The sequence below is a fragment of the Rheinheimera sp. B2H12 genome, from assembly GCF_059620065.1.
In genome coordinates this window covers 4,125,703-4,149,241 of the sequence record NZ_CM184363.1, presented here as the reverse complement: position 1 = coordinate 4,149,241, position 23,539 = coordinate 4,125,703, and the positions used below count along the sequence as shown (strand labels likewise).

Below are 23,539 nucleotides of genomic sequence, written 5' to 3'. Positions count from 1 at the left end.
CTGTTCGCAAGGCAAGGCATTAGAACTCGTAGCTATAGCTCAAGCCAAAACCTGTGCCGATTTCTTTTGAGCGCACTATCACATCCGATTGTGTCACTTCTTGCGTTTCACCCAGCAGGTTTTGTACTTTAAATTTCACTTTGGAATTAAAGTCCGGATACCAGGTGTACACCAGATCCAGTGAATGGAACGGTTGTTCAAAGGCATCTTGCCGGCCAGCGACACCAGACGCCAGGATCCGTTCGCCAAACACGTTATACACCAAAGATGTACTGTGCTCGCCATCAGCAGAATCGTAGTTCAGTTGCAGGTTCACCACATATTCCGAATGACCGGTCAAACGTTTGGTTGGGTTGGTCAGACTGCCTGCCAGTGCCGGGTCTATCGACACTTCTGAATCACTCAGCGTGATATTGCCTGAAGTAAACAAGCCATCCGCCAGCCAATTGATGTCCTGCAGGAACTCAGCTTCGATACCATAGACTTCACCCGTTTCACCATTGACGAAAGTGGCGGTGTATTCAGTGTCGCCGACTGACAAAATGGTTTCGATTGGCGCGGTAATGTCTTTATAAAAAGCTGCCACTGAATAGTTGTTGCCATTCTCACCGTAATACTCAAAACGGGCATCATAGTTTTTGATTGGACTGCTTTCGAGGCCAGCACGACCAATAGTACGGATATCGGTCAGCGGATCAAAATACACCACCGGCACCACTTCGCGCAGATCAGGCCGGACTACAGTTTCACCATAACCAAATCGTACCTGATACTTCTCGCCACCCAGATAGGTCATCGATAAGGCCGGGTAAAAATTGTCTTTATTGATGGTGCCGCTCTGAATACGCTCGTTGTTGTAATAGATATCCAGCTGTTCCCGGCTGAAAATCAGGCTGGAAGTACCGATAGTGACCTGTTTAAAGTCTTCATACCGCACACCACCACTAAAGCGCAGCAGGTTGTCGTAAATCACGTCAAACTCACCGTATAACGCATCCACTTTTTGCGCGGCCAGATAATCGTCGGCATCCGGTGAGGTCGGTTCACGAAAATCCACCAACAGGGCGTTTTTGTCAATCAGGCTATCGCTCAGATAACCCGTCATGCCAAGAATTCCATCGGCCTTATCATTCAACCCTAATGACACGCCTGTGGTATTGTTCATCGCAAAAGTCGAGGTATTGTAAACCCGGGCTTTGTCGCTAAAGTCGTAACCGCCTTTAAATTCCATTTCATACAGGCCGCGACTGACCGGTAGGTTTAGATTACCGCTGTAGGATTTGACATTATCTTCCATGCTGACAAACGAATAAGAAATCCGGTTATCATCACCGGTGATGGAAGAGCGCAAATAAGCGCCTTGACCATTATAAGCATCTTCAAAGGTGTAATTGACTTCCGTTGGAATGTCAGTTTCGGCCTTAGACTGGGTGTATTGCCAATCAAAACCTAAACCAGCCAGATCTAAAAAGGTATGTAAACCTTTGAACTGGTCGATATCCAGCGTTCTTTCCTGATACTCAAAACTATGATTTCTGACCGCCTGGCCATTGCCCATAATGGTTTTAATGGTACTGGCATTCGGACTTTGTAAAATAGCAATTTCACTTTCGTCGTCGCTATCAGACAGATACATTTTGGCATAACTGACTTCATGCTGACCCAGTTTATAGCCCAGATTCAGCACGCCGTTTTGTCGTTCAGTTTCAGTGGTGACCTGACTATCTTTGACTGTGTTGTAACAACTGGTGCTGGCATCCGCTGCGGTTGCCAGGCTACTGCTACAGCCGTCCGTGACAGTTTCAGCGATAACGCCGGTTTTGCGTTCACTAAAATTCCAGCCGCTGTCATAAGCTACCGCCGCCAGCACGCCAATTTGACCGCCAAACCAGTTCTCGCCGAAACTGTCGCCAATATGCGCTTTCAGATTGTATTTAGGATCCAGTGATTCATCCTGCATCACCATGTTGCGTGGTAAGGATTTCAGTAACTGGTTATTGATTTGTAAGGCCTGCGCTGCCCGACTGGCAGTGGCGGTATCTTTTAAACCATCTTTTTCAATAATGCCACGCAGGCTGAAATCACCGCGGTAATGCACAATACCTTGTTGCAATGCGGTTGGAATGCCATCGTCATTGCGATTGTAAGTAAAGCCCGAGCCAGAGTTACTGTCTTTACCAACACCGGCTTCAATACCAGCGGTAAATTCAGTCGGTACCCCCTTAGTACGGATATCAATGCTACCGCCACCAAAGGCTGCCGGCATCGAAGGCGAATAGGCTTTTTGTACCGCCATACTATCGATAATACTGGCTGGGAAAATATCCAGTGGCATTACGTTACGGGTTAAATCCGGGCTGGGAATATTGGCGCCATTCAGTCGGGCGCTGGAGTAACGTTCACCCAGACCACGGACATAAATAAATTTGCCATCGACCAAGGTCAAGCCTGTGACGCGACGCAAGGCAGAGGCGGCATCCGAGTCACCGGTTCTGGATAATTGTTCAGCACCCAGGATATCAGCGACAAAGGCCTGAGTTTTACGTTCCTCAATGACAGCTGCAGCACTGCCTTGTAAGCGGCTGCCGGTGGCAACCACTTCTTCCATCAATTGTTCATCGGGTTGCTGTGCCAGCGCCAATGGGCTGCCCAGCAAGGCCAGCGCGACTGCGCCCGCCAGTTTAGTACGTCGAAGATGCGTATTCATCTGTTGTTTTCCTGCTTGTTATCGAAAAAAAGGCGCAATAACAGCGCCTTTTTTTATCGATATAAAACCATCGGATTAGTCTTTATCCGCTGCAGTCACAGCTTCTTTGACCCATTTCGCCCAGTTGGACGTGGTGTCTTTATCAGATAACGCACCGATAAAAGCAGCACCGGCTGGGTCGTAAAACGCATCCAGCGTTTTCAGATCATTCGGTTTAACGGTGATTTTGGTTGATGCTGTGTTGGTGGAATAACCATCAGCCGCTACTGCATCACCGATTGCACCTAAGCTCTGGCTAGCGCCACCATTTACAAGCCAACTGAGCATGGTTTCGCCTTTTTTCGGGCCGCCAGCAAATAAACCATCTGCTTTGCTGAAATTCACATCACAAGCCAGCACTACAGCATTCATTTTGATCTTATCAACCTGTTTTTCACCGTCTGGAATAAAGTTGATACATTGCGATTTAGTGCCTTCTTTCTTCACGAACAAAGTGTTGAAATAAGAACCGGCAAATTCGTCATCAAAGGTCACGGCCAGTGAAGGGAAGTTGTCGCGCACAGATTGGCCATCAGTGGTGATCACAGTCACGTTGGCAAAATTCGGGCTAGAAGGCTTCGTTTGGCTGTAATCGGCACTACCGTTACTCTTACGGCCATCGACTTCAAAACCAGCATTACCCATAAAGACTTTAGAGCCTTTTTTCACCACAGTGCCGTTATCCAGCGTGACATCTTTTTTGGTATCGACAGTGCCGTGACGAACCATGATGTACTGGCCTTTACCCTGCCAACTGGCGTCAACGTCAATGGCATCATCCTGAGTGTCGGTAACCACGATGTTTTTAATGTTAGCAGCACCACCGAAGAACTCGATACCATCATCATAACCTTGGTGGATATGCAGGAATTCAAAGCTGGAACCACTGCCGACCGCGTTTAAAGTCAGCGAGTTTAAGTCGTCGCCTTCACCACCCACTTTCGGGCCTGAACCGGCATACCAGATTTTGGCATATTTGATTGAACCGCTGTTATCGGCGTTATCTTTACCACCGTAGTAGCTGACGATACCTTCAGACTTGACGTTACAAGCACCGGCCTTTGGATCCTGAGTACCATTACGTTCAGCATCTTTGCAGTTATCAGTAATACCAAAACCGTTGATGATAATGCCACCCCAATCGGCAAACTGAGGACCATCACCAACTACATCTAACCGTGGGTAAGCGTTAGCAGAAGTAAAAGTAATTGGTTTTTCAAAAGTACCAACAGCGTTGATTTTGGCACCACGGGCAATCCGGATAATAGATTCACCGCTGGTGAAGGCCATGTTGGCACCTGGCTCAACGGTCAGAGTTGGACCTGAAGCATTGACGGTACAACCCAGTGTGGTATCGCAGTCAGTACCGAACAAAATGGCGCCAGAGAAAACATGGACACCGCCATTTGGTAATTCTTTGAACGTCAGGTTGTCAGTGATAGTGACGTTTTTGCTGGCAAAAGCCGCAGTGTAAGAACAATCTTTGCCATCATAAGCGCCTTGGATCTCACCACGTTTGGTGCAAGGGTTTGTTGTGCCTGTGCCGCCGTTGCCGCCAGTACTGCCACCGCTGTTGTTGGTTGTATTGTTTGAGTTATTGACGCTGGTGTCGTTTACAGTTGGGGTAATTTTGATATCGCCACCACAGCCGGCCAGTACCAGGGCAACAGCTACAGCAGATACCTTAAACACAGTCTTGAGTTGCATCGATCTCTCCGAAATTTGGAAGTGTGGGTTAATCAAATCGGAGTTCAAGGTACTGAGGCTAAGTGACATTTTCGTTACAGTTTGAAGACGTCATAAATAATTCATCTTGCTACTGTGGTCAGTTACTTGATGAAAGAGATGCTTTTTGCTGAATGTAAAAAAAGTTTCCGCGCAGTGCCATCTAGCTGTCTTATTTGCTGTGAATGCTCAGGAGGCAACAAAATTATGGATTAACATGGAGTCTGCATGACAATTTGACGACTTCTTTTCATAAAATTGTCATAATAAGTCGTGATACTGCGCAGAGTTGATATAACAAATGGATAACGGAAACTGCTATGTCGAGAAGAATTCTGATTGTTGAGGATGAAGCACCAATCCGCGATATGTTGTGTTTTGTGCTGGAACAAAACGGCTATCAGGCCAGTACTGCGGGCGATTTTGACAGTGCCATCAATCAGCTGGTTGAGCCTTACCCGGATTTGGTACTGCTGGACTGGATGTTGCCTGGCGGCAGCGGTATTCAGATCGCCAAAAAAATGAAGCAACATGACTTAACCCGTAATATCCCCATCATCATGATTACCGCCCGCGGCGAAGAAGAAGATAAAGTGCGCGGACTGGAAGTCGGCGCTGATGATTATGTCACTAAGCCATTTTCACCGAAAGAATTGATGGCCAGAATCAAAGCGGTGATCCGTCGGGTCGCGCCAACCAGTCTGGATGAAGTCATCGAAGTGCAGGGCCTGAAACTGGATCCAGTGTCACACCGTGTCAGTGCTTCTGAGCAACCACTGGATATGGGGCCGACTGAATTTAGGTTATTACATTTTTTTATGACGCATCCGGAGCGGGTGTACAGTCGTGAACAATTGCTGGATCACGTCTGGGGCACCAATGTGTATGTAGAAGACCGTACTGTCGATGTGCATATTCGGCGACTGCGCAAAGCCATTTCGGTGGCAGGGCATGACAGACTGGTGCAAACTGTACGTGGCTCTGGCTACCGTTTTTCGGTAAAATAACCCACCGACAGCCAGCGTCAGGACGACGCTGGCTTATGTTCGCCTTTGCAGCTGAGTAGGTGTTATGCGTTTATTGCTTTCCCGGCGAAAAATTGTCAGTCAATTAGTGGTGCTCGCCACTGTGTCATTATTGCTGGGCTGGATCTTCGGTCTGGCGCTGGAATTCTTGTTATTATGTTGTGTGCTGCTGATAGGTTGGCACTACAAGCATTTGTTTCTGCTGGATAAATGGTTGTGGCGTGATCGCAAATTATCGCCACCGGCCGGTGATGGCAGCTGGCAACAAGTGTTTGATGGCATCTATTATCGCCAGCGTAAATCCCGCAAGAAAAATAAAGAATTACGTGGTTTAGTCCGGCGTTTTCGCGACGGTGCTGAAGCCTTACCAGATGCCATTATTGTGCTGAATGCCGACTGGACCATTGTCTGGTGTAACAGATTAGCCCAGCAACTGGCTGGTCTGCGCTGGCCGCTGGATGAACATCAGCGGATAGACAACCTGATCCGTAATCCTGAATTTGGGCAATTTCTGCAAAATAAACAGTTTGAACATGGGCTGGAATTGGTGTCGCCTTTGTCAGACGAAGTGACGCTGGAATACCGGATTTTGCAGTACGGCCAGAAACAGTTTTTACTAATTATCCGCGATATCACGCAAATCAAACAGTTAGAACAAATCCGCAAAGACTTTGTTGCCAACGTTTCGCATGAATTACGCACACCACTGACGGTGTTGCATGGTTATCTGGAAGTGATGGATGCAGATCATCTACCGTCGGTGGCGATTTGGCAAAAAGCGCATGGCGTGATGCTGGACCAAACCAAACGGATGGATGCCTTAGTGCAGCAATTGCTTACCTTATCGCGCATTGAAGCCTCCGCCAAAGTGCAGTTTGATCCTGTGGTCGATGTGCCTGTGATGCTGGCGCTGCTGGAGCAGGAAGCACAGAGTCTGAATCGGGAAAAACAACACAGTATCACTTTTAGTGTCGACCCTGATCTCAGGGTCAGTGGTATCACCGAAGAGCTGCGCAGTGCCTTTTCTAATCTGATCACCAACGCCATTAAATACACGCCAGCCGGTGGTGAGATCCAGATCAGTTGGCAACGCCAGCATACCAAAGCGGTGTTTTCGGTAACCGATAATGGCGAAGGTATCGCTGCCCATCATGTCAAAAGACTGACTGAGCGTTTTTACCGGGTGGATGAAGCGCGCACCCGCAGTAGCGGTGGCACCGGCCTTGGCCTGGCAATCGTCAAACATGTGTTATCACGCCATCACAGTAAACTGATGATTTTCAGCGAGCCAAAACGTGGCAGTAGTTTTTCCTTTACCCTGCCACCAGAACTGGTGCATCACGCCAAGACGAGCAAGCCACAGCTGGCAAAAAAAGCGGCTGGCGGCTGATTAGCTTGCTGGTCAAAAGGTCGGTACTCAGCCTGACAACAGCTGATAACCGGCCTTTTTTATTTCCCCGTTATCCACATTTCTCTTCACCTGCTGGTTGGCTCAATCAGTCACTGCAGCATGCCACCTATTGACATACGAATAATCATATATATGATTATTCGTATGTGATGGCAGAGGTCATGATGCAGGCATTAGAATTTTTCAAATTGTTATCCGACGAAACCCGGTTGCACAGCGTGTTGCTGATTGCAGCGCAAGGTGAGCTTTGTGTGTGCGAGCTGACCACAGCTTTACAGTTGACCCAGCCGAAAATTTCCCGTCATCTGGCAATGTTGCGCAAAGGTGGATTATTACTGGACCGCCGGCAAGGGCAATGGGTGTTTTACCGGCTGAATCCGGCCTTGCCCGATTATGCCGTGTCTAGCATCCGGCAGACGTTGCATGCCAGTGGCAGCATGCTGCAGCCGTTACTGAGTCATTTGGCCGGTATGGGTGATCGACCACAACGAGACAAAGTCTGTTGTGGTTAAATCTTTACGTCTCTTCCCCGGCTCAGCCTGTTTAACAAGGATCTTCCAATGAAAATTAAAGTAGGCATCAACGGTTTTGGTCGGATCGGCAGGTTGGCGCTGCGCGCCGCTTTTGATTGGCCTGAATTTCAATTTGTGCATATCAACGATCCGGCCGGCGATGCTGCCACTTTTGCCCATTTACTGAATTTTGATTCAGTGCATGGTCGTTGGCAGCATCAGGCTGACGTTCTGGACAATACCGTCCTGATCCAGGGCCAGGCGATCACAGTGACGCATCACAAAGCCATTAAAGATACCGACTGGTCAGGCTGCGATATTGTGATTGAATGCTCAGGTAAAATGAAAAGCGCACAACAGCTGCAAGCCTATCTGGAGCAAGGTGTTAAACGGGTGGTGGTGAGTGCGCCAGTGAAAGAAGCAGGGGTGCTGAACGTAGTGATGGGGGTTAATCATCAGTTGTTTGATGCCAGAGTGCACAGGATAGTGACGGCAGCGAGCTGCACTACCAACTGCTTAGCGCCGGTGGTGAAAGTCATTCATGAAAAACTGGGTATTAAACACGGCTCTATCACCACTATTCACGATTTAACCAATACCCAGTCGATTCTGGACACGCCGCATAAAGACTTACGGCGCGCCCGCGCTTGTGGCAGTAGTTTAATTCCAACGACCACAGGTTCAGCCACTGCCATTACTGAAATCTTCCCGGAACTGAAAGGCCGCCTCAATGGTCATGCGGTGCGGGTGCCACTGGCCAATGCCTCTTTAACCGACTGCGTATTTGAGGTGGAGCGGGTGACTACGGCGGAGGAAGTGAACAGTCTGCTCAAAGCCGCCGCAGAAAATGAACTGAAAGATATTTTAGGTTATGAAGAGCGGCCTCTAGTGTCTGTCGATTATAAAACGGATCCACGTTCCAGCATTATTGATGCACTGTCGACTCTGGTGGTGAACGGCACTCAGGTCAAAATCTACGCCTGGTATGACAATGAGTGGGGCTATGCCAACCGTACCGTCGAATTAGCCCGCATGGTAGGGCAGGCATAGGGGTCGTCAGATGACAAATCAACCTCAGACCAAGCTGGTGAATACCTTCAGTCAAGACTTAAAACAATACCTGGTGGTGACCGGTAATTACTGGGCTTTTACTCTGACGGATGGCGCACTGCGAATGCTGATCGTGCTGCATTTTTATCAGTTGGGGTATACACCACTGGCCATTGCTTCGTTGTTTTTGTTTTACGAATTTTTTGGCGTGGTGACCAATTTGGTCGGAGGTTGGTTAGGAGCGCGGCTTGGTCTGAATAAAACCATGTTGATTGGTTTATTGCTGCAGGTCTTGGCGCTTGCCATGCTGTTAGTCCCAACTTCGATGCTGACGGTGCTTTGGGTGATGGCGGCGCAAGCCATGTCTGGCATTGCCAAAGATCTGAATAAAATGAGTGCAAAAAGCTCGTTAAAACTGCTGCTGCCGGATAGTGCGCAGGGAGCACTTTATAAATGGGTTGCTATTCTGACCGGCTCGAAAAATGCGCTCAAAGGAGTGGGCTTTTTCCTTGGCGGGGTGCTACTGAGCTGGCTTGGTTTTCAGGGCGCTATCGCCGTGTTAGCAGCAGTGCTGGCATTGGTCTGGCTGCTCAGTTTACTGCTGCTGAAAAAAGACTTAGGCAAAAGCAGCTTCAAACCTAAATTTACAGATCTGTTGTCGAAAAGCCAGCAGATTAATTTGCTGTCAGCGGCGAGGCTTTGTTTGTTCGCGGCCCGCGATATCTGGTTTGTCATTGCCTTGCCACTGTATTTAACTTCACAGTTCAACTGGAGTCAGACTGAAGTCGGATCGTTTTTAGCCTTATGGGTCATTGGTTATGGCGCTGTACAAGCTCTGGCGCCTGCGCTGACTGGCAAAAAATCCGCCAAAGTACCTGATGCCACCACTGCGCTCGTTTGGGCTTTAGCGCTTTGCAGTATTCCGGTACTGATCAGTGTTGGTATGCATTATTCGCTTTATCCGCTCTGGGTATTGATCGGCGGGCTGTTGCTGTTTGGCGCTATTTTTGCGGTCAATTCGTCGTTGCACAGTTATCTGATTGTCAGTGTGGCGGCAAGGGATGGCGTGTCGCTGGATGTCGGTTTTTATTATATGGCCAATGCTGCAGGCCGGTTGCTGGGCACTTTATTATCAGGTTGGGTTTATCAAAGTTATGGCCTGCAACCTTGTTTATGGCTGTCGAGTTTGTTACTGGGCCTGACGGTTTTATTCACGCGCTGGCTGAAAGTCTCAGTCTGTTCCTGCCAGCGCTAAAGTCAACTGCCGTGTAGTTGCGCAAACAGATACACGGCGTATCAAGATAGCAGGTCCTGGCTAGCCAGTCATTTTGAGCGGGCTGTTTAGTTGGCGGACTTTGGTGGCGCAGCCAGAAAGTCCAGCGCCAGTCCGGTTAAAGCTCGCACGCCATTTTCCAGTGCCGCTTCGTTGATGCGGAAAAAGGGTGAATGGTTGGGGGCAGTATCATTCACCGCCACACCTGCCTCAGCAATCCCGAGGAAAAAGAACACGCCTGGGATTTGCTGCTGATAAAACGAAAAATCTTCAGCGCCGGTAATAGGTTTAATCGCACTGACGCCTGCCTGACCGGCCGCCCAGTTCAGCGTTGGCATCGCCCAGCTAGTCAGGGCCGGATCATTCCAGGTCACGGCGGCGAAGTTATGGTGATGAAACTCTGCGGTGGCACCGCTGGCAATAGCGACATGCTCGGCGGTATGTTTCATTTTTGCCAGTAATTGCTCCCGCATGCCAGCATCAAAGGTGCGCACTGTACCTTCCAGCTTTACTTGATCCGGAATAATATTCCAGCGCACGCCGCCATGCACCTGACCGACAGATAACACCGCTGGCGCCTGAGTGACGTCCAGTTGCCGTGCCGGGATTTGGTGTAATGCTGTGATTAACTGGCCACTGACCGCGATAGGATCGACTCCACGCCAGGGGCTGGAGCCATGGGTTTGCACGCCTTTGACGGTGATATTAAAACTATCCGCCGCCGCCATAATGCCTTCGGCTTTGACTTGCAACTGACCCGCTTTGCCCGGCCAGACATGCAAACCAAAGATAGCATCCGGCTTGATTTTGCTGAACAAACCTTGTTTCAGCATCAAAGCAGCGCCACCTTCTTCGCCGGCAGGTGGGCCTTCTTCGGCCGGTTGAAAAATAAACATCACAGTGCCGCTAAGCCGGGCTTGCTGTTGACTAAGGATATTGGCCACTCCCAATAACATCGCAACATGGGCGTCATGGCCGCATGCATGCATCACACCGACTTGCTGGCCGTTGTATTCAGTACTGACTTTGGAAGCAAAAGGCAGGTCGACTTGTTCAGTCACAGGCAGGGCATCCATATCGGCCCGCAGTGCCACTACCGGTCCCGGCTTAGCCCCTTTTAAAATGGCTACCACGCCGGTATGGGCTATACCCGTTTGCACTTCAAGGCCCAGTTTTTTCAGCTCGGCGGCAACAATTTTGCTGGTGCGAAACTCTCGGTTAGATAATTCCGGATGTTGGTGAAAATCACGACGCCAGGCAATCACTTGTGGCATCTGGGCGCTAATAGCCGCGGTCAGACTGTTTTTATCAACGGCCAGTAACGGACTGCTGAACGCGATGCTGACTACAGCTGTTGATAACAGCGCCAGACGGGATAGAGAAGGAGTAAAAGGCATGGTGCAACCTGTAGTTGGTGGTCCTGAAACAGGACTTTACCTTAGCCAAATCTCCACCGCTTGCCAATGTTTTTTCAGCTATCCTCAGCATCGCTGACAATGGCCGGGCAGAGCAATTGAAAACCGAGTCGTTTTAACTGTTGTTGTTCAGTCAGAAGATCGGCCGCCAGCACCACATGCTGCTGACACCAGTTGTCAGGCAACAATAACGTCAGTTGGCCAGGTGCTGACTGCAGTTGTAACTCTGGCACCACATCATCGCGTCTTTTCTGATTCAGCAGGATGGCAAGGCGAAAAATCACCAGCGCATAAGTGACATCGGTCAGGTTATACAGATAACCATCCGGGAAGTCTTCCAGTTTGATTTTGCCACGATGAAACCGTACCAGGCAGGCCAATAACTGCTGCTGTTCCTGGTTAAACCCTGGCAGATTGGAGTTGTTCAGAATATAAGCGCTGTGCCGCTGCACACTGCTGGAGTTAATCTGCAAGCCAATTTCATATAAAGTCGCGACCCAGCCGAGGATTTGCTGCCATTCATCCGCCAGTTGCCAGCCAGGTTGTGCCAACTGTAATAATGTCAGTGCGGTGTGCCGGACCCGTTCTGCCTGAGGTAAATCGACAGCATAACGCTTGACCAGGCTTTGCACTGTGTGGCGGCGGATATCCTGATGTTGCAGTCGATCGCTCATCTCGTATAACACCCCTTCGCGCAAGGCTGCATCGACAAACACCATTTGTTCTATGCCCAGCATCTGGAATGCCGCGATCAGGATCGCCAGCCCCGGACACAGTAACTGTTTCCGATCTTCAGTCAGACCCGGTAAATCCAGTTCATCATGATGTTCGGCCTGTAACAGCAACTGCTTTAATTTCAGTAAATGCGATAGTTCAATAAAATGCGGCTGCCAACCAAGCGCAGCGATAATATCTTTAATGGTTTTTATCGTACCGGACGTGCCCACGACCTGTTGCCAGCCGGTGGCTTTAAACCCATTACTGATATTTTCCAGTTCCTGCTCGGCCTGTAATATCGCCCGGTCAAACCTTTTGGCGCTGATTTTGCCTTTGGGGAAAAACAGCCTGGCATAACTGACACAACCCATGTTTCGGCTGGCCAGTTTCAGCGGTTGAAAATCCTGACCTATGGCAAATTCAGTACTGCCACCGCCAATGTCCATCACCAGCCTGCTATCCGGGAAGTGTTCAAAATGAGCCACGCCCTGATAAATAAAGCGCGCTTCTTCCTGACCGGAAATCACTTCAATCGGAAACGGAAAAACCGCTCTGGCCTGATGCAAAAAGGTTTGGGCATTGCGGGCGCGGCGCAGGGTATAAGTGGCAATCACCCGGACTGAAGCTGGTGGAATGCCTTGCAGAGTATCGGCAAATTGACTCAGCACGGTCAGACCGCGCCCAATCGCTTCTTCACTGAGCTGCAACTCATCGTCCAGCCCGTCGGCCAGCAATACTTTTTGTTTTTCCCGGTGCAGTAACTGCAAAGCACCATCGACAATCCTGGCGATCACCAGATGGAAACTATTGGAGCCTAAATCAACAGCAGCAATAAGTTCGGCTGCTGAAATTGCACTGGGTGTCAGATGTGTCATGGTTCTGCCTGAATCGTCGGACCAAACTGTTGGCCGGCCAGATAATCATAGATGGCCTGCTGCGAGCGGATATTCTTTTTATTACCACGTTTAACGTAGTCATTAAGTTGATGCTGATCAATGATACGGGCTTTCACGTTATCGTGCCATTGTAAATCCAGCACTGTCATGATCTGTTGCTTAATCCGCGCATCATAAATCGGTACGCCTACTTCCACCCGCTGGTCAATATTGCGGGTCATCCAGTCGGCAGACGACAGGTATAAATCGATATCACCGCCATTATGGAACTGATAAACCCGGGCGTGTTCCAGATATCTATCCAGCACACTGATGATGCTAATATTCTGACTGCGGCCAGGTACACCGGGGATCAAGGAACACATACCACGCACAATAATCCGGATTTTTACCCCGGCCTGACTAGCCTTGTACAGTTGATCAACAATATCGTTGTCGACCAGGTTGTTAATCTTCAGCAGGATTTCGGCTTTCCGACCGCTAATAGCAAAATCCATTTCGCGCTGGATCAGTGCTGTCAGCTTATGCCGGCTCCAGGTAGGCGATACAATTAAGTGATTAAAAACAAAAGGTTTATAGCTGTACTCGATAAATTCAAATACCTGATCCACTTCATCACAAATTTCAGCATGACAAGTAAACAAACTCATGTCGGTATAAATCCGGGCGGTTTTTTCGTTGAAATTACCTGTCCCGATGTGAGCGTATTTTACCGTCTTGCCTTTTTCCTGCCGGCTGATCAGGCAAAGTTTGGAGTGAATTTTTAACGTGGTCAGGCCAAAGACCACCTGAATACCAGCCTGAGTCATCCGTCTGGCCCAGTGGATATTATTTTCTTCGTCAAAACGTGCTTTTAACTCGACCACCACAGTGACTTTTTTACCATTGCGCACTGCATCCAGCAGTGAATGGATCACCCTGGAATTTTTCGCTACCCGATACATGGTCATTTTGATCGATGTTACTTTTGGATCAAAAGATGCTTGCCGCACCCATTCGGTAAAATAGGTAAAATTATGGTAAGGGTAGTGCAGCAGGACATCATTACTGCGGATGGCATCAAAAGTGGTGGTATGTTGCTCAAAATCCGGGCTGGGTAATGGCGGTAGTGGTGAATATTCCAGACTGGCATGGCCGATATTCGGGAAGCTGATGAAGTCTTTAAAATTGCGATAGCGACTGCCTGGGATTAACGAGTCATAAGAGCTGGCACCGAGCTGCTTTTTCAGCAGTTTCAGCATATGCTCCGGCATGTTGGCATCATACACCAGCCGTACCGGTTCGGATTCCAGTCGCTGGCGAATGCCTTTGGACATTTTATCCAGTAAACTCTGATCCAGCGTATCACTTAAGTTATATTCGGCGTCTTTGGTCAGTTTCAGGGAAAAGGCCTGAATATCACAAAATTCAAAAAAGCCGCGGAACAAATCATGTAAACAGTGGATGATCAGATCATCCAGCATCATAAACTGATGACGGTAACGACCACGTTTTTTGGTTTTGTTCAGGTACAGCGGTAATTCGATAAAACGGGATACTTCGTCGGTTGGCACTTGCACTATGGCGTATTCTGCTTTGTTCGCACCTGTCATTTCCACCATCAGGTAGGTGGCATTATCTTCCAGCCGCTTTGACAATTGCAGATCTTCATTACTGAGCAGAATAGGCGAGATATGGCGCAGCACCCGTTCTTTGAAATAGGTGCGAATCCAGGCTGACTGTGATTCGTTGAGTTTGTAATGGTCAATAAATTCAATGTTGTGTTTGCGTAGTTGCAGCAACAGCGCCAGGTAAATGCCGTTAAATTTATCGCCCAGTTTCAGCACATGGCGCTGGATCAGCTGCATCAGCTCTTCGGCATCTTCCTGCTCGTCGGACTGATACTTTTTTAATAAAATCCGTCTTTTAACGTCAGCTACCCGCACCCGGTAAAATTCATCCATGTTATTGGAATAAATCCCCAGAAAACGCAGCCGTTCAATCAGCGGGTTACGCTCATCGGCTGCTTCTTGCAACACCCTTTCATTAAAGGATAACCAGCTCAGTTCTTTCGGGAAATAATGCAATTCAGTCACTGTTTGTTGTTGGGCGTTCATAGCAAGACCGTCAATCCGTTTGGTAGGTAATACTCTATGGCACTTTTATGAAAGTTTTATGAACAAGATAGCCCGAATGGGCTATCTTGTCGTTTGGCAAGGAGCAAGGTACAGGAATTAATGCAGGTTTTCCACATCGACCACCACATCAGTTGCGATGGCTTCTAAAGCATAAATCACTTCATCTTTATTCAGGCCTTCCGGCAGTTCCACAGTGGCGATGGCAGTAAACAATGGCACCCCCCAATTCGGCGCACTTTGTTTCGAACTTTCAAAGTGCACAATATTGGTACCTTTATGTTTAATCACCGAAGAGAGCTCACGCACTATGCCGGGTCTGTCGTTGCCTGTGATGACAAATTTCAGTAATTTATGCGCATCCAGTTGCGTATTTTCGCCATGATGGACATGAATATCCAGCTCAGGCATTTGCTGCAACGCTGAGGTTAAGGCCTCGGCATGTTCAGCAGAGACTTCGATTTGCAGAATACCAGCAAAAAATCCGGCCAAATGACTCAGATTACTGGCAGTCCAGTTACCATGATGTTCACTCACAATGGTTGCCAGCTGTTCAACCAAGCCGGCTTTATCTTTACCTATCAGTGTCAGAACCAACTGCTTCATAGCGCAAATCCTTGTTTTTATGGAATACAAAATAAGTAGTAATTTTGTTAGCTTATTTTTAACCGCTTCGCTCTGGTATGTCCAGCTTACTAGCCGTTATTGGTCGCAAACGGGCATTGAGCTTAGAAAACTTGCTGCAAAATATAGTCGCTGAGCGCAAAAACACAACTTGCCGCCACTGAAACAAAGGTTATGACTGGCTATGATTGGTATCGGCAGTTACAGTCTGAGCTTGGGCAGCAAAATTTGTAGTTGGTAAATTTTGGTCATAATACTGTCATATAATCGACTTATGATGCAGTGGAATCAAACAACAGGCGCAGGCCTGAATCAGCCACAAGAGGACTGTCCAGTGAAAGCTTTTCAACTGTTAACTACTGCAACTCTGGTTGCCGCATCTTTAAGTTTTACCTTGCAAGCGGCCACACCGAAAGTGGATCCAGCCTTGCCTGAGTATCAAAAAGCCAGTGGTGTGTCAGGTAACATCTCCAGTATCGGTTCTGACACCCTGAACAACCTGATGACGTTATGGGCTGAAGACTATCGCAAAGTCTACCCAAACGTAAATATTCAAATTCAAGGCGCTGGTTCATCAACAGCACCAACAGCCTTAACCGAAGGGACTTCAAACTTTGGCCCGATGAGCCGCGCAATGAAACCTTCTGAAGTGCAGGCTTTTGAAGCTAAATATGGTTATAAACCGACTGCAGTGCCAGTGGCTATCGACTTGCTGGCTGTTTATGTCAATAAAGACAACCCAATTAAAGGTTTAACGCTGGCGCAGGTTGATGCTGTGTTCTCGGCGACCCGTCGCTGTGCTTATAAAGAAGATGTCACCCGTTGGGGCCAACTGGGTTTAACAGGTGCATGGGCGAACCGCGATTTCACTATGTACAGCCGTAATGCCGTGTCAGGCACTTATGGTTATTTCAAAGAGCACGCGCTTTGTAATGGTGACTTTAAATCCAGCATCAATGAACAGCCAGGTTCTGCTTCGGTCGTGCAGGGCGTCAGCGAATCTATCAACGGTATTGGTTACTCAGGGATTGGTTATATCACTTCAGGGGTACGGGCCTTACCACTGGCGAAAAAAGACGGTCAGCCATTTGTTGAACCAACCGCTGATCATGCTTTAGATGGGAAGTATCCGCTGTCTCGTTTCCTCTATGTGTATGTCAATAAACATCCAAACAAAGAACTGGCACCGATGGAACGTGAGTTCATCAAAATGGTGTTATCAAAACGCGGCCAGGAAGTGGTGGTGCGTGATGGTTATGTGCCAGTACCAAACAAAGTCGCCAGAAAAGTGTTAGCTGAACTTGGCATCAAATAACGTCTGAGTTAATCCTGTTATCAGAGGCGCTGTGATCAGCGCCTTTTCTCGTTGTTTCACATCAGTTTTTTGCTGTCTTTTGCGGCAGGTTTCGGCGTTTAGATTGCAGAAGTATGACAAAAACTGGCTCAGTGTAATATTTCTGACATAAAGCTCATCTATAGTTTGCAGCATCCGAAAAGTCAGATGTGGATGTAGAAACTATGCAGTCAAGCCAAGCCAGTTCAGCCAGTGCTGTCCCGGAACGCGCCTCGTTGCTGCCAAGCGGAGAGCGCCGTGCCCGGTTACGCCGTTGGCGCCGGGTGAAAGATCAACTGTCAAAATATGGCATCGCTTTTGCCGGTATCAGTGTGGTACTGGCCTTTGCCACTATTTTTGTCTATTTGTTTTCTGAAGTCGGACCGATTTTTTCGTCGGCGTCGGTAGAAAAACAGCAATCTTATCCAACAGTGCAATCCCAACCATTGTTCAGCAATCTGGAGCGTTATGGTGAGGTTGGTCTGGTAGCGGATGCCAGAGGTTCGCTGCAATTTTTTGATGCCAAGACCGGTGCTGCTGGCCAGAAAATTCAGCTGAATCTGCCGACTGGTGCCAGTATCAGCAGTTTTGCCAAAGGCGAACCACGTTCCGGTATTGTTGCGTTTGGTCTGAGTAATGGCCAGGTGATCGTGGCAAAACACGAATACAACCTGAGTTATCCTGATGATAAACGGCAGATTGTACCAGTCGTGACTTATCCGTTGGGGGAAACCCCGATCCAGTTGGATCCTAAAGGTGAAGTCATCGCAGCTTTATCGGTACAGGAAGGTCCTGATGGTACAGCTCTGACCGCTTTTACCGGTGATGGTCGTTTATCTTACAACCTGTTTGCCGCCAAAACAGAATTCCTCAGTGGCGAAACCACGCTGGAACGGACCGACTATCAACTGCCAGATGCGCCTAAAACGGTGCAAAAGTTATTGGTCGATACCACGTTGCAAAATCTGTTTGTCGCTGACAACGAAGGTAAAGTGCATTATTACGATATCCGCGATCCGGCAACAGCCCGTTATGTGGAAGCCGTATCTGTGGTGCCTGCCGGTCAGACTATTGGTGCGATGGAGTTTCTGGTGGGGTCAGTGTCGCTGATTATTGGCGGCAGCGATGGTTCTGTCAGCCAGTGGTTTCTGGTGCGGGACGAACATAACAATCACCACTTAAAACACATCCGCGATTTTGACCAGCATCCTGGCGCGATAGTGCAAATTGAACCTGAATATTCGCGCAAAGGTTTTATGGCGATCGATAACCAAGGTCATCTTGGTATCCACTATGGCACTTCAGCCCGGACTTTGTGGCTGGAACCGCTGGGCGATGGTATTGCGCCACAACGGATCGCGATTTCCCCGATTAATCAAAGTTTCTTAGCATTGGCGGCAGATGGTCAGACGTATCACTTTGCGCTGGATAACGCACACCCTGACGTGTCCTGGAAAGCAATGTGGAATGAAGTCTGGTATGAAGGCCGTGGCGAAAAAGATTATATCTGGCAAGCCTCATCAGGTTCAGATGAATTTGAAGCCAAGATGAGCCTGGTGCCACTGGCATTGGGTACCTTAAAAGCCGCATTATTTGCCATGTTATTTGCAACACCACTGGCGGTCATGAGCGCGCTTTATACCGCTTATTTTATGGCGCCTGCACTTCGCGGCAAAGTCAAACCAACCATCGAAATCATGGCGGCGTTACCAACTGTTATTCTTGGTTTCCTGGCCGGGTTATGGTTGGCACCTTTTATCGAAAACTACCTGAGTGCCATTTTTGCTATCCTGCTGTTATTGCCGGTGATGATGTTGGTGACCGCTTACTTATGGCGTTTTGTGCCAGCGTCATTACGCAACCGGTTGGGGCTGGGCTGGGAAATTGTGGTGTTAATTCCGGTGATTGTGCTGTTTATCTGGGTCTGTGTCAGCTTAAGTCCAGGTATTGATACCTTGTTCTTTGATGGCAGCCTGCGGCAGTGGTTTACCGACAACGGCATTAGCTATGACCAGCGTAATGCGTTAGTTGTCGGGATTGCGATGGGCTTTGCCGTGATCCCAAATATTTTCTCTATTGCTGAAGATGCCGTATTTAACGTACCACGTCACCTGACGCAGGGCAGTCTGGCTTTGGGGGCAACCCCATGGCAGACCATGCTGGGTGTGGTGTTACCCACCGCCAGTCCGGGGATTTTTGCTGCAGTGATGGTTGGCTTTGGCCGTGCTGTCGGCGAAACCATGATTGTACTGATGGCAACAGGTAACAGTCCGGTGGTGAACTTCAACCTGTTTGAAGGGATGCGCACCTTATCGGCCAATATCGCGGTGGAATTACCAGAAACAGCTGTCGGCAGCACTCACTTCAGGGTGTTATTCCTGGCTGCGCTGGTTCTCTTTGTATTCACCTTTGTCTTCAATACTTTAGCCGAAGTGATCCGGCAGCGTTTACGTCAGCGCTTTAGCAATCTGTAAGTGGAGCTTCGACGATGAGAGCATGGTTTAAAACGGGTACGCCGTGGATTTGGTTAAATGCCGGTGCTATCGCCTTGTGTCTGGTGATGGTGGTTGGCGTGTTAAGTTTGATTGCAGTGCAGGGCGGTAGTCACTTCTGGCCAGCAGATTTACAGACAGTACAAGCAAAGCAGGCCGATGGCAGCAATAAAGCGCTGCTGGCCGAGCTGGTGCGCACTGAAGAAGTCAGTGCTGTGGTGCTGCGTGAATCAGGCGCTGCGGTAGCCAGCAATGCTGAGTTTTTCCAGCGCCATTTACTCAAGCTGGGCAATCGCGATGTGTATGGTCGTGATTTTGCTTGGTTTCTGGCGGATGACTTAACTGGCTGGACAGTTGAGCCCAATGCCACTGTGATTGAACGGCGCGAATGGGGAAATTTCTATGGTTTCCCGCAACAATTGCTCGAAGGCGAGAAAGTGGTCGCAGAAGGGGCGGCGCTATGGCCTGAGCTGTTGCTGCGGATCAAAAGAGCCAATCAGATTTTTGACCAGATTAGTGCGATTGAAAAAGGCGATATTGGTGTTATCAACAACGGCCTGGAGCAATTGCGGTTAGAGCAACGCCGGCTGGAGCTGGAAGGCGCTGATGCTGCGACTATGGCACAATTTCAGCAGGAATCAGCTCAGCACAAAGCTGAACTGGACGCGCGTTATGCTGGTTTGCAACAACAACTGGAGCAACTTTATGCTGCTGCCAAACGCGATACGCTGCTGGCAACCACTGCTGAAGGTAAAGAGTTACGGATCAGTCTGGGTAACATAGTGCATGCTCATCAGCCAAACGCAATGACGTTACTGGATAAATCGCTGCATTATGTAGGCGCCATCTGGAGTTTCCTGGCGGATGATCCACGCGAAGCCAATACCGAAGGCGGTATCTTTCCTGCGATTTTCGGCACTATCACGATGGTTATCCTGATGTCGATTATTGTGACTCCTTTTGGCGTGCTGGCGGCGATTTACTTGCGCGAATATGCCAAAGACGGTCCTTTGCTGCGGATTATCCGGATCTCGGTATATAACCTGGCCGGTGTGCCTTCGATTGTGTATGGCGTCTTTGGTCTGGGTTTCTTTGTGTATATCCTGGGCGGTAATATCGACGCATTGTTTTATCCGGAATCTCTGCCGGCACCGACTTTTGGTACCCCTGGCTTGTTCTGGGCTTCACTGACGCTGGCGTTATTGACCCTGCCAGTGGTGATAGTGTCCACCGAAGAAGGATTGTCCCGTATTCCGAGCACGATTCGGATGGGCAGTCTGGCGCTTGGTGCCACTAAATCTGAAACTTTATGGAAAGTCGTGGTGCCACTGGCGACGCCTGCAATGATGACAGGTCTGATCCTGTCGATTGCCCGCGCTGCCGGTGAAGTAGCGCCCTTAATGCTGGTTGGTGTCGTAAAGCTCGCGCCCACTTTACCGGTCGATGGTAACTTCCCATTTATCCATTTAGATCAAAAAATTATGCACCTGGGTTTCCATGTTTATGATGTTGGTTTCCAAAGTCCAAACGTTGAAGCGTCGCGGCCTTTGTTATATGCCACAGCGCTGGTGCTGGTGTTATTGATTGTGGTGCTGAATATGGCCGCTATTCACCTGCGTAACAAGCTGCGGGAAAAATATCGCAGTGAATCCGATTAACCGGCTGCCAAACCCGGGCAAAGTCTGAGCTTTGCCCGACACCGCGGCCCCTGGGCTGCTCTGACAGAATTTTGCAGTATTGAGAGAATGACCATGACGCAACAGCAAATGATAAAACACGATGCCGATCTGAATCTGGCCGACGAGAAAATTAAGTTAACCGTCAATGATTTAAAACTGTATTACGGTGAATCACTGGCGCTGAAAAATATCAATCTGACGATTCCGGAAAAGCGCGTGACCGCCTTTATCGGCCCGTCAGGCTGCGGTAAATCAACGCTGCTGCGCTGCTTTAACCGGATGAATGATTTAGTCGATATTTGCCGGATTGAAGGTCAGATCCTGATGGACGGGCAGAATATCTATGACAAGGCCGTGGATGTGGCTGAGCTGCGTCGTCAAGTTGGCATGGTGTTCCAGAAGCCAAATCCATTTCCGAAAACCATCTATGAAAACGTTGCTTATGGTCTGCGTTTACAAGGCGTGCGTGATAAGCGGGTGTTGGATGAGGTGGTCGAGACCTCACTCAAAGGTGCGGCCTTGTGGAACGAAGTGAAAGACCGTTTGCATGACAACGCTTTTGGTTTATCAGGTGGTCAACAGCAACGTTTGGTGATTGCCCGCGCTATTGCCATCGAGCCTGAAGTGTTGTTGCTGGACGAACCCGCCTCAGCACTGGACCCGATTTCAACGTTAAAAATTGAAGAACTGATTTACGAACTGAAAGACCGCTACACTATTGTGATTGTTACCCACAATATGCAACAGGCAGCGCGGGTCTCTGACTATACTGCCTTTATGTATATGGGTGATCTGATTGAATTTGATGCCACCAATAAAATGTTTACCACTCCATCGAAACAGCAAACCGAAGATTACATCACAGGTCGGTTTGGTTAAGCCCGGTCGGGCCACAAGGGTGAACATGCCGCAGCAGTGCGCTGCTGCGTAGCGGGACAATAGAGGCACCTGGTGCCGGCTAAGCGAATACACAGGAGTCCACGATGGATAAGCTGAATTTAACAAAACATATTTCCAGTCAGTTTAATGAAGAAATTGAACAGATCCGCAACCATGTAATGGCAATGGGGGGCTTGATCGAACAGCAGTTGTCGGATGCTCTGACAGCCATAGCGCAGAGTGATGCCGATTTAGCGCGGCAGGTGATTGCCACCGATTTAAAAGTTAATGAATGGGAAATCCGCATTGATGGCGAATGTACCCGTATTATTGCCAAGCGCCAGCCTGCAGCCAGTGATTTACGCTTAATTATGGCCATCATTAAGGCAATTTCTGATCTGGAACGGATCGGCGATGAAGCAGAACGGATTGCGAAAGTAGCGCTGGAGTCTTTTAACAGTGCTCAGCAGGATTTGCTGGTCAGCCTGGAAAACATGGGGCGTCATGTCGCGCAAATGTTACATGATGTGCTGGATGCCTTCGCCCGGATGGATGTGGAAGCGGCGTTAGCTGTTTACAAAGAAGATAAAAAAGTCGACCGAGAATATGAAGCTATCACCCGGCAGTTGATGACTTATATGATGGAAGATCCGCGTTCTATCCCAAAAATTATGAATGTGTTGTGGTCGGCCAGAGCTTTAGAGCGGATTGGCGATCGTTGCAAAAATATTTCTGAGTATGTGATTTCTTTTGTCAAAGGCAAAGATGTACGACACAGCGATGAAGACAGCCTGGAGCAAAATGCGCGCAGTTGATAGCTGAAGCGGCAAAAAAACACGGCAAAAGCACCTGGACTGACTAAAATTCAGCCAGGTTTTGTTATTTTACTGCCAGAATCCGTTTTTATTCATGGGGGATTGCAGTACAATGCGCGCCGACTTTCGTCCACTTAAAACCAAGAGGCAAACTTATGCCAAGTGCATTTTTGGCTGTATTCGCAAAATCACCGATCAAGCCGATTGAAGAGCATATACGCAAAGTATTAACCGCAAGTGAACAGCTGCTGCCGTTTTTCGCTGCTGTGTACAACAAAGACTGGGATACCGCTGCGGAAGTCAGGAAGACCATTGTGGCGCTGGAAAAAGACGCCGATAAGTTAAAACGTGATATCCGGATCCATTTACCACGCGGGATATTTTTACCGGTAGATCGCACTGATATCCTGGAGCTGGTATCGCAACAGGATAAAATTGCCAACAAAGCCAAAGATATTACTGGTCGGGTACTGGGGCGTGAGTTAGAAATTCCGGCACCTATTCAGGCTGAATTTCATACCTATTTGCAGCGTTGTATTGATGCTGTCACGCTGGCTTGTGAAGCGATTAATGAATTAGATGAATTACTGGAAACCGGCTTCCGTGGTCGTGAAGTCGATCTGGTGATCAAAATGGTGGAAAAAATCGATGAAATCGAATATGACACCGATCAGATGCAGATCAGTCTGCGCAAGTATGTCCGTAAAGCAGAAACTGAGTTAAACCCGGTTGATGTGATGTTCCTGTATCGTACGCTGGAATGGGTTGGCGATTTAGCTGACACGGCCCTGCGGGTCGGTTCGCGTCTTGAAATCATGTTAGCTCGTTAATTC

General features: G+C 48.7%; 17 protein-coding genes. 11 read left to right on the top strand and 6 right to left on the bottom strand.

The annotated features are described in order from the left end of the window. Nucleotides 1-19: 19 nt before the first annotated feature. Both AC53GJ_RS17885 and AC53GJ_RS17880 read right to left on the bottom strand, forming a co-directional pair. The gene (locus tag AC53GJ_RS17885) at nt 20-2,707 is read right to left on the bottom strand and encodes a TonB-dependent receptor plug domain-containing protein (RefSeq protein WP_496729746.1); all 2,688 of its coding nucleotides are present in this window, start codon (nt 2,705-2,707) and stop codon (nt 20-22) included. A 75-nt stretch (nt 2,708-2,782) separates the two neighbouring features. Next, complete coding sequence (locus AC53GJ_RS17880) at nt 2,783-4,453, bottom strand: beta-helix domain-containing protein (RefSeq protein ID WP_496729744.1); 1,671 nt, start codon at nt 4,451-4,453, stop codon at nt 2,783-2,785. Nucleotides 4,454-4,791: 338 nt separating this feature from the next. On the opposite strand from AC53GJ_RS17880, the gene phoB reads away from it, so the two are divergent. The 5 genes from phoB (at nt 4,792) to arsJ (ending at nt 9,724) form a co-directional block, all read left to right on the top strand. Next, nucleotides 4,792-5,478 carry a phosphate regulon transcriptional regulator PhoB gene (phoB, locus tag AC53GJ_RS17875; RefSeq protein WP_496729742.1) on the top strand — a complete coding sequence of 229 codons (687 nt, stop codon included), beginning with the start codon at nt 4,792-4,794 and terminating at the stop codon, nt 5,476-5,478. A 64-nt stretch (nt 5,479-5,542) separates the two neighbouring features. Further along, on the top strand, nt 5,543-6,886 hold the full coding sequence (gene phoR / locus AC53GJ_RS17870; RefSeq protein WP_496729740.1) for a phosphate regulon sensor histidine kinase PhoR: 1,344 nt from the start codon (nt 5,543-5,545) through the stop codon (nt 6,884-6,886). Between the two features lie 182 nt (nt 6,887-7,068). Next, entirely contained in the window at nt 7,069-7,419 is a 351-nt protein-coding gene (locus AC53GJ_RS17865; protein ID WP_496729738.1) for a metalloregulator ArsR/SmtB family transcription factor, read from the top strand. A gap of 48 nt (nt 7,420-7,467) precedes the next feature. After that, nucleotides 7,468-8,469 carry an ArsJ-associated glyceraldehyde-3-phosphate dehydrogenase gene (locus AC53GJ_RS17860; protein WP_496729736.1) on the top strand — a complete coding sequence of 334 codons (1,002 nt, stop codon included), beginning with the start codon at nt 7,468-7,470 and terminating at the stop codon, nt 8,467-8,469. 10 nt (nt 8,470-8,479) lie between these two features. Then, entirely contained in the window at nt 8,480-9,724 is a 1,245-nt protein-coding gene (arsJ, locus tag AC53GJ_RS17855; RefSeq protein WP_496729734.1) for an organoarsenical effux MFS transporter ArsJ, read from the top strand. Between the two features lie 86 nt (nt 9,725-9,810). On the opposite strand, the gene AC53GJ_RS17850 is transcribed toward arsJ, so the two are convergent. The 4 genes from AC53GJ_RS17850 to AC53GJ_RS17835 form a co-directional block, all read right to left on the bottom strand. Beyond that, a complete protein-coding gene (locus AC53GJ_RS17850) occupies nt 9,811-11,139 on the bottom strand; it encodes an amidohydrolase (protein ID WP_496729733.1) in 1,329 nt (442 codons plus the stop codon). Between the two features lie 74 nt (nt 11,140-11,213). Next, nucleotides 11,214-12,749, bottom strand: coding sequence for an exopolyphosphatase (gene ppx / locus AC53GJ_RS17845; protein WP_496729731.1), 1,536 nt, complete (start codon nt 12,747-12,749; stop codon nt 11,214-11,216). After that, a complete protein-coding gene (ppk1, locus tag AC53GJ_RS17840) occupies nt 12,746-14,866 on the bottom strand; it encodes a polyphosphate kinase 1 (protein ID WP_496729730.1) in 2,121 nt (706 codons plus the stop codon). The genes ppx and ppk1 overlap by 4 nt, the downstream gene beginning before the upstream one ends. 117 nt (nt 14,867-14,983) lie before the next feature. Then, complete coding sequence (locus AC53GJ_RS17835; RefSeq protein ID WP_496729728.1) at nt 14,984-15,490, bottom strand: glycine cleavage system transcriptional repressor; 507 nt, start codon at nt 15,488-15,490, stop codon at nt 14,984-14,986. A 352-nt stretch (nt 15,491-15,842) separates the two neighbouring features. Here AC53GJ_RS17835 and AC53GJ_RS17830 point away from each other — a divergent pair, with 352 nt between their 5' ends. The 6 genes from AC53GJ_RS17830 to AC53GJ_RS17805 all read left to right on the top strand — a co-directional run bounded on the left by AC53GJ_RS17830 (nt 15,843) and on the right by AC53GJ_RS17805 (nt 23,536). Continuing rightward, nucleotides 15,843-16,823, top strand: coding sequence for a PstS family phosphate ABC transporter substrate-binding protein (locus tag AC53GJ_RS17830; RefSeq protein ID WP_496729726.1), 981 nt, complete (start codon nt 15,843-15,845; stop codon nt 16,821-16,823). 203 nt (nt 16,824-17,026) lie between these two features. Then, nucleotides 17,027-19,315: an ABC transporter permease subunit gene (locus AC53GJ_RS17825; RefSeq protein ID WP_496729724.1), complete on the top strand. Its 2,289-nt coding sequence runs from the start codon at nt 17,027-17,029 to the stop codon at nt 19,313-19,315. A gap of 14 nt (nt 19,316-19,329) precedes the next feature. Further along, on the top strand, nt 19,330-20,991 hold the full coding sequence (pstA, locus tag AC53GJ_RS17820) for a phosphate ABC transporter permease PstA (protein WP_496729722.1): 1,662 nt from the start codon (nt 19,330-19,332) through the stop codon (nt 20,989-20,991). Between the two features lie 87 nt (nt 20,992-21,078). Beyond that, the gene (pstB, locus tag AC53GJ_RS17815; protein ID WP_496729720.1) at nt 21,079-21,891 is read left to right on the top strand and encodes a phosphate ABC transporter ATP-binding protein PstB; all 813 of its coding nucleotides are present in this window, start codon (nt 21,079-21,081) and stop codon (nt 21,889-21,891) included. A gap of 104 nt (nt 21,892-21,995) precedes the next feature. Further along, nucleotides 21,996-22,706, top strand: a complete 711-nt coding sequence (phoU, locus tag AC53GJ_RS17810) for a phosphate signaling complex protein PhoU (protein WP_496729718.1) — start codon at nt 21,996-21,998, stop codon at nt 22,704-22,706. Between the two features lie 155 nt (nt 22,707-22,861). Beyond that, on the top strand, nt 22,862-23,536 hold the full coding sequence (locus tag AC53GJ_RS17805) for a TIGR00153 family protein (protein WP_496729716.1): 675 nt from the start codon (nt 22,862-22,864) through the stop codon (nt 23,534-23,536). Nucleotides 23,537-23,539: the final 3 nt, after the last annotated feature.

Coding starts and splice junctions, on each gene's coding strand:
- arsJ (WP_496729734.1), top strand. CDS start 8,480: ATGACAAATCAACCTCAGACCAAGCTGGTGAATACCTTCAGTCAAGAC.
- AC53GJ_RS17850 (WP_496729733.1), bottom strand. CDS start 11,139: ATGCCTTTTACTCCTTCTCTATCCCGTCTGGCGCTGTTATCAACAGCT.
- pstA (WP_496729722.1), top strand. CDS start 19,330: ATGAGAGCATGGTTTAAAACGGGTACGCCGTGGATTTGGTTAAATGCC.
- pstB (WP_496729720.1), top strand. CDS start 21,079: ATGACCATGACGCAACAGCAAATGATAAAACACGATGCCGATCTGAAT.
- AC53GJ_RS17885 (WP_496729746.1), bottom strand. CDS start 2,707: ATGAATACGCATCTTCGACGTACTAAACTGGCGGGCGCAGTCGCGCTG.
- phoU (WP_496729718.1), top strand. CDS start 21,996: ATGGATAAGCTGAATTTAACAAAACATATTTCCAGTCAGTTTAATGAA.
- AC53GJ_RS17880 (WP_496729744.1), bottom strand. CDS start 4,453: ATGCAACTCAAGACTGTGTTTAAGGTATCTGCTGTAGCTGTTGCCCTG.
- phoR (WP_496729740.1), top strand. CDS start 5,543: ATGCGTTTATTGCTTTCCCGGCGAAAAATTGTCAGTCAATTAGTGGTG.
- phoB (WP_496729742.1), top strand. CDS start 4,792: ATGTCGAGAAGAATTCTGATTGTTGAGGATGAAGCACCAATCCGCGAT.
- ppx (WP_496729731.1), bottom strand. CDS start 12,749: ATGACACATCTGACACCCAGTGCAATTTCAGCAGCCGAACTTATTGCT.
- AC53GJ_RS17835 (WP_496729728.1), bottom strand. CDS start 15,490: ATGAAGCAGTTGGTTCTGACACTGATAGGTAAAGATAAAGCCGGCTTG.
- AC53GJ_RS17865 (WP_496729738.1), top strand. CDS start 7,069: ATGATGCAGGCATTAGAATTTTTCAAATTGTTATCCGACGAAACCCGG.
- ppk1 (WP_496729730.1), bottom strand. CDS start 14,866: ATGAACGCCCAACAACAAACAGTGACTGAATTGCATTATTTCCCGAAA.
- AC53GJ_RS17860 (WP_496729736.1), top strand. CDS start 7,468: ATGAAAATTAAAGTAGGCATCAACGGTTTTGGTCGGATCGGCAGGTTG.
- AC53GJ_RS17805 (WP_496729716.1), top strand. CDS start 22,862: ATGCCAAGTGCATTTTTGGCTGTATTCGCAAAATCACCGATCAAGCCG.
- AC53GJ_RS17825 (WP_496729724.1), top strand. CDS start 17,027: ATGCAGTCAAGCCAAGCCAGTTCAGCCAGTGCTGTCCCGGAACGCGCC.